This window comes from Tardiphaga sp., from assembly GCF_028290785.1.
Taxonomy (GTDB): domain Bacteria; phylum Pseudomonadota; class Alphaproteobacteria; order Rhizobiales; family Xanthobacteraceae; genus Tardiphaga.
This window is the reverse complement of sequence record NZ_JAQGJD010000343.1, coordinates 1-6,268: the sequence shown is the minus strand read 5'-3', so window position 1 is coordinate 6,268 and position 6,268 is coordinate 1. Positions and strand designations below refer to the sequence as shown.

The following is a 6,268-nucleotide window of genomic DNA, read 5'->3' as shown; positions in this document are numbered from 1 at the left end:
GGTTTCCAGCTCCGCGAGCACCGGGACATCGCCCACCATGGTGCCGAGCGTCGTGTTCGACGTTCCAAAATCAAGACCGCAAGTAGACATCATCGCTCCCGGGAGGAACGTTCGTCTACACAGATCGGGCGCGGCGGGCCAGTGTTATATTTTCGCGGTGCAGTTTAGTAAGTGATCGCGTGGCAAAGCCTCTCCGCGTCATGGCCGGGTTCATCCCGGCCATCCACGATGTTCTGCGCGGGAGAACGTGGATGGCCGGCCTGCGCCGGCCATGACGAACGCTGGCGAATGCGCGGATTTACGGGCTATTCCGGTGATCGGACCCTGACACCGGCGCGATGATTTCGATGTCAAGACAATACGATCCACAGCACAATTTCGCGCGCCTCATCAGGGTTGATGAATCGCCCGGCATGGGTTCATAAGCGTCTCCCGACGGCGGTCGTTCAACCGTCACAATCTTTCGAAGGAACTTTGCGTGGCCAACATTAATCGACAGATTGCGGAAGAACTGGGCGTGCGCGAGCAGCAGGTCGAAGCGACCGTGGCGTTGCTCGACGGCGGCGCCACGGTGCCGTTCGTCGCCCGCTACCGCAAGGAAATCACCGGCGCGCTCGACGACACGCAATTGCGCAATCTGGAAGAGCGGCTGAATTACCTGCGCGAGCTGGAAGCGCGCCGGCTGGTGATCCTGGAATCGGTGAAGGAACAGGGCAAGCTCGACGACAAGGTGCTCGCCGCCATCATGGCCGCGGACTCCAAGGGCCGCCTCGAGGACATCTACCTGCCGTTCAAGCCGAAGCGCCGCACCAAGGCGGAGATCGCCAAGGAAGCCGGCCTCGAGCCATTGTCCGAATTGCTGCTCACCGAACCGCAAAACGACCCCAAGAAAGTCGCCGAAGCTTTTGTCGATGCTGACAAGGCGGTCGCCGACGTGGTGGCGGCGCTGGATGGCGCGCGATCGATTCTGGTCGAGCGCTTCGCCGAAGATGCCGACCTGATCGGCGCGTTGCGCGAGCAGATGTGGTCGAACGGCCTGATGGCCTCGAAGGTGCGCGACGGCAAGAAGGCCGAGGGCGAGAAGTTCAAGGACTATTTCGATTTCAACGAGCCGCTCACCAAGCTGCCGTCGCATCGCATTCTCGCGATGTTCCGCGGCGAGAAGGAAGAGGTGCTCGACCTCGCCATGCTGCCGGAGCGGCCGCCCGCCGAGCCCTCAACCGCGGTGGTCGTCAGTTCCTATGAAATGAAGATCATGCAGCGCTTCGGCATCAGCGATCAGGGCCGCCCCGGCGACAAGTGGCTGACCGAGACGGTGCGCTGGGCGTGGCGCACCAAGATCCAGGTGCATCTCAACATCGACCTGCGGATGCGGCTGTGGACCGCGGCCGAGACCGAAGCGGTGCGCGTGTTCGCCTCCAACCTGCGCGACCTGCTGCTGGCGGCACCTGCCGGCGCCAAGGTCACCATGGGGCTCGATCCCGGCTTCCGCTCCGGCGTCAAGGTCGCCGTGATCGATGCCACCGGCAAGGTGGTCGATACCCTCGCGATCTATCCGCACGAACCGCAGCGGCAGTGGGATGCGTCGCTGGCGACGCTCGGCAAGCTCGCCGTCAAGCACAAGGTCGAGCTGATCGCGATCGGCAACGGCACCGCGTCGCGCGAGACCGACAAGCTGGCGATGGAACTGGTGAAGCTGTTGCCCGACCTGAAGATGGCGAAGATCGTGGTGTCGGAAGCCGGCGCGTCGGTATATTCGGCGTCGGCCTTTGCGTCGGAAGAACTGCCGGAGCTCGACGTGACCTTGCGCGGCGCGGTGTCGATCGCGCGGCGGCTGCAGGATCCGCTGGCGGAGCTGGTGAAGATCGATCCGAAGGCGATCGGCGTCGGGCAGTACCAGCACGATCTCGGCGAGAGCAAGCTGGCGCGTTCGCTGGATGCGGTCGTCGAAGATTGCGTCAACGGCGTCGGCGTCGACGTCAACACCGCGTCCGCACCGTTGCTGGCGCGGGTCTCCGGCATCGGCTCCGGCCTCGCGCAGAGCATCGTGCAGCACCGCGATGCCAACGGCCCGTTCAAGTCGCGAAAGGCGCTGAAGGAAGTGCCGCGGCTCGGACCCAAGGCGTTCGAACAATGCGCGGGCTTTTTGCGGATCAGCGACGGCGAAGATCCGCTGGACCGCTCCGGCGTCCATCCCGAAGCCTATCCGATCGTTCGCAAGATTCTGGCGGCGACCAAGAGCGACATCAAGGCACTGATCGGCAACGCCGAGATACTTCGCCAGGTGCAGCCGAAGGCCTATGTCGATGAGACGTTTGGATTGCCGACGGTGACCGACATTCTGCGCGAACTGGAGAAGCCCGGCCGCGATCCGCGTCCGGCGTTCAAGGCCGCGGTGTTCATGGAGGGCGTCGAGAAGCTCAGCGACCTCAAGCCAGGCATGATCCTCGAAGGCACGGTGACCAACGTCGCGGCGTTCGGCGCCTTCGTCGATATCGGCGTGCACCAGGACGGGCTGGTGCATATCTCGGCGATGTCCAAGACCTTCATCAAGGACCCGCGCGAAGTGGTGAAGTCCGGCGACATCGTGAAGGTGAAGGTGCTGGAAGTCGAAGTCGCGCGCAAACGCATCGCGCTAAGCTTGCGGATGGACGACGCGGTGGGCCCGAAAGCCGACCGCCCGCAGGCGGATCGCGGCCCGCGCGTCAACGAGCGGCAATCGATGAGTTCGTCGGCGCCGCGCAAGCAGGGTGAAGCCCCGGCGGGTGGTGCGTTCGCGGAAGCGCTGCGCCGGGCGGCGGAAAAGGGCGCGGGGAAGGGGAAGTAAGCGAGGCGAAGGCCTCTCCCCTGTCGTCCCCGCGAAAGCGGGGACCCATACACGCTGTCGGCATGTGGCGCGCCGGGGCTGACGCCAGTGAACTATCAAAGCTGACGGTGGTTATGGGTCCCGGATCGGCGTTCGCTTCGCTCACTGGTCCGGGACGACATGTGCGTGGCTACGCCTGCCCCATCTCCACCGCCATCGCCAGAATGTCCTCGTCGCAGTTCCGGCCGCCGATGATCGACAGCCCGAGCGGGCAGCCGTCCAGCGTGGCGGCGGGGATCGAGATCTGCGGCAGGCCAGCATGGCCGGCGAGACACAGCAGCTCGATGGCGCGGGCGCGGAACAGGTCGAGCTGATCGGCCGGCGTGTTCAAGAGCGGCGCGATGCCCGGCGAAGTCGGCACCACCATGATGGTGTCCTTCGTCATCAGCGACAGCAATCGCGCCGTAATCTTTTCACGCAGCGCTTTCGCTTCCGCGATCTCTTTCGGATCCATCACGGCCGCAGCCGCGAAGCGTTCCTTCACGCCGGGGCCGAAGTTTGGCTTCACCGCGGTGACCCATTCGCCGTGCGCGGCCCAGGCCTCTTCCGACTGCAGCACGCGAAACACATTGCGCCATGCCGGATAGTCGCCATGGGCGACATCGACGTCCTCGCTGCCGCCCATCAACCCGATCAGATGATCCAGCGCCGGCTGCAGCGCGGCACTGACCCGTGGATCGACCGCATTGAACAGGTCGCGCGCGATCAGCAGCTTCGTCGGACGCCGCGCCGGGCGGACGTTGTCGAGCAGCACGCGGCCGACCTCTTCCATGATGACAGGTGACCGCGCGAACCAGCCGGCGGTGTCGTAGCTCGACGCCAGCGGCACCGCGGCGGTCAGCGGAATCCGGCCGTGGGTGGTGCGGATGCCGTAGACGCCGCAATAGCTCGCCGGCAGACGCACCGAGCCGCCGGTGTCGGATCCGATGGCGAAGTCGACGAGGCCGCCGGATGTGGCCGAGGCCGAGCCGCTGGAGGAGCCGCCGGGAATCCGGCCTGCTGCTGCGGGATTGGTCGGCGTGCCGTAATGGGCGTTTTCGCCGTTCAGGCTCCAGGCGAGTTCATCGGTGTGGGTCTTGCCGACGAATTTTCCGCCGGCCGCGAGCAGGCGATCGTAGATCGGCGTCGAGACGGTCGGCACCGGGTGGGTCGCCAGCCATTCCGGGCTGCCGGCCGCGGTGGGAATGCCGGCGATGTCGAAAAAGTCCTTCACGGCGAAGCTGAGGCCCGCCAGCGGGCCTTGTTGCGTCGTCTGCACCTCGATGCGGCCATGGGCGACAAAGGCGTTCAGCGTGTCGTTGATCGGCATGAGGTCTCCGTGATTAGTTCGTCGGCCGATGCAGCGACGCTGCCGGCCTGGTAAAGGTGCGGACGCCGCGCTTGAGGCCGAACAGTGGCTGCGCGATCTCGCATACCGCCTGCGTCTTGGTCTCGCAATCCAGCACGACAATGTCGGCCGGGTTGCCAATGGCGATGCCGTAGTCGGTGCGGTTAAGCAGCTTCGCCGAGGCCGAAGTCACCATGTCCAAACAGCCGGCGAGTTCGCCTGTGGTGCCGACCTGCAGCACATTGGCGTAGAGGTTGATCATGCGTATCAGCGACACGTCGCCGAACGGCGTGAACGGATTCAGCACGTTGTTGGTGGAGATGTTGGCGTTGACGCCGAGCGCGCGCAGCCTGTGCGCCGCGGTGACGCCGCGCGGCACGTTGAACTCGGCGTCGCGGCCGGTGAGGAACAGGTCGGTTGATGGCAGCACGGTAACGGCTACACCGGCGTCCGCGAGACGTTTGGCGGCGGCCTCGAAATCAACCTTGGGCATTGCCGACAGCTTCGTCACATGGCCGATGGTGACGCGACCGCCCCAGCCGGTGGCGTCCGCCAGGCGGCAGACCTCGACGAGATCGAGATGCGTGGGATCGAGCGCGAAATCGAGATGGAAGTCGATGTCGGTGCCGAACTCCTTCGCCAACTCGAAGATTTTTGCGATCTGGCCGTGCGAATCCTTGTCCATGTACGGCGCACCGCCGACCACGTCGGCACCCTCCTGCATCGCCTGCCGCATCACGTCCTCGCAACCGGGATCGTCGAGCAGGCCCTCCTGCGGAAACACGCAGAGCTGCAGCTCGATCGCCCAGGCGTAGTCCTTCTTCAACTGCTTCAACGCGCGAAAACTGGTCAGGCCGACGCGGGGATCAACCTCCACATGGGTGCGCATCCGGTTGGTGCCGTGCTTGATCGCCTTCTCCAGGGTGGACGCGGCGCGCGCGTAAACATCTTCCTCGGTAAAACCGCGCTTGGCTTTCGCGACTTCGCCGATGGCTTCCTCCAGCGTGCCCTTCTCGCAATTGCAGCGGCCGAGCAGGCAGGACTTGTCGAGATGGATGTGGGTCTCGACGAAGCCGGGGATGACGAGACGACCGTCGACGTCTTCCTCCGGCGCGCCGGTTGGCAGGCTCGCCTCGATGGCGGTGAAGCGGCCGTTGCTGATGCCGATATCGGCGACGCCATCGCGATCGACGATGGTGGCGTTACGCAGGATGAGATCGAAGGTCATGGGTGGGTCCTTGGATGAAGCGATGAGATTGTTTCCCGGACGCGCTGCAGCACGAAGTGCTGCCGCGCAGATCCGGGATCCCGGTTTCTTCCGCACCCAACCGGGGCCCCGGCTCTGCGGCGCACCACGCCACCAAGACGCGGCGCAGTGCACCGCGTCCGGGGAACGATCGCATTGTGGAGCGGAGTGCTTTGCATCATTGCGCGGCGTCGGCGTGGCCGAGATAGGCGGCTTCCACTTCGGGGTCCCTGGCGAGATTTTCCGCGCTGTCCTCGCGGACGATTCTGCCGGAGTCGATGACATAGCCGCGGTCGGCGACCGCGAGTGCGAGGACCGCCATCTGGTCCACCAGCAGAATCGTGATGCCCTCGTCTCTGAGATCGGCGAGCACGTCGAACAATTCCTGGATCATCGCGGGCGCGAGGCCAAGCGAGGGCTCGTCGAGCAACAGGATGCGCGGCTTCGCCATCATGCCGCGGGCGATGGCCAGCATCTGCTGTTCACCGCCACTCAACAGCCCTGCCCGGCTGTGCAGCCGGTCGCGCAGCCGCGGGAAGCGCGTCAGCAGCGCCTCGATCTCGGTGGCGTAATCGACGTTCTCACGCGTGTTGGCGCCGAGTTCGAGGTTGTCGTAGACGCTCATCTCGGGAAATACCTGGCGGCCTTCCGGCACCAGAGCGAGGCCGCGCGCCGCAATGCGGTGCGCCTCGAAGCGCTCGATTCGGATATCGTTCAGGATCACGTCGCCCTGCACCGGGCGCAACAGGCCGGCGACGGCGCGCATCATGGTGGACTTGCCGGCGCCATTGGCGCCGATCAGCGCCACCATCTCGCCGGGCTTCACCTG

At 65.2% G+C, this 6,268-nt stretch carries 4 protein-coding genes; 1 reads left to right on the top strand and 3 read right to left on the bottom strand.

Annotation, left to right across the window (positions count from 1 at the left end; translation table 11 throughout):
• Positions 1–478: 478 nt before the first annotated feature.
• Positions 479–2,827, top strand: a complete 2,349-nt coding sequence (locus JWR89_RS22090) for a Tex family protein (RefSeq protein WP_299720154.1) — start codon at positions 479–481, stop codon at positions 2,825–2,827.
• 169 nt (positions 2,828–2,996) lie between these two features.
• On the opposite strand, the gene JWR89_RS22085 is transcribed toward JWR89_RS22090, so the two are convergent.
• The 3 genes from JWR89_RS22085 to JWR89_RS22075 form a co-directional block, all read right to left on the bottom strand.
• Positions 2,997–4,175 carry an amidase gene (locus tag JWR89_RS22085; protein ID WP_299720153.1) on the bottom strand — a complete coding sequence of 393 codons (1,179 nt, stop codon included), beginning with the start codon at positions 4,173–4,175 and terminating at the stop codon, positions 2,997–2,999.
• 13 nt (positions 4,176–4,188) lie between these two features.
• Positions 4,189–5,421, bottom strand: coding sequence for an amidohydrolase family protein (locus tag JWR89_RS22080; RefSeq protein ID WP_299720152.1), 1,233 nt, complete (start codon positions 5,419–5,421; stop codon positions 4,189–4,191).
• Positions 5,422–5,617: 196 nt separating this feature from the next.
• On the bottom strand, positions 5,618–6,268 hold a 651-nt coding region (locus JWR89_RS22075), incomplete at its 5' end, for an ABC transporter ATP-binding protein (protein ID WP_299720151.1).

Coding starts and splice junctions, on each gene's coding strand:
- JWR89_RS22085 (WP_299720153.1), bottom strand. CDS start 4,175: ATGCCGATCAACGACACGCTGAACGCCTTTGTCGCCCATGGCCGCATC.
- JWR89_RS22080 (WP_299720152.1), bottom strand. CDS start 5,421: ATGACCTTCGATCTCATCCTGCGTAACGCCACCATCGTCGATCGCGAT.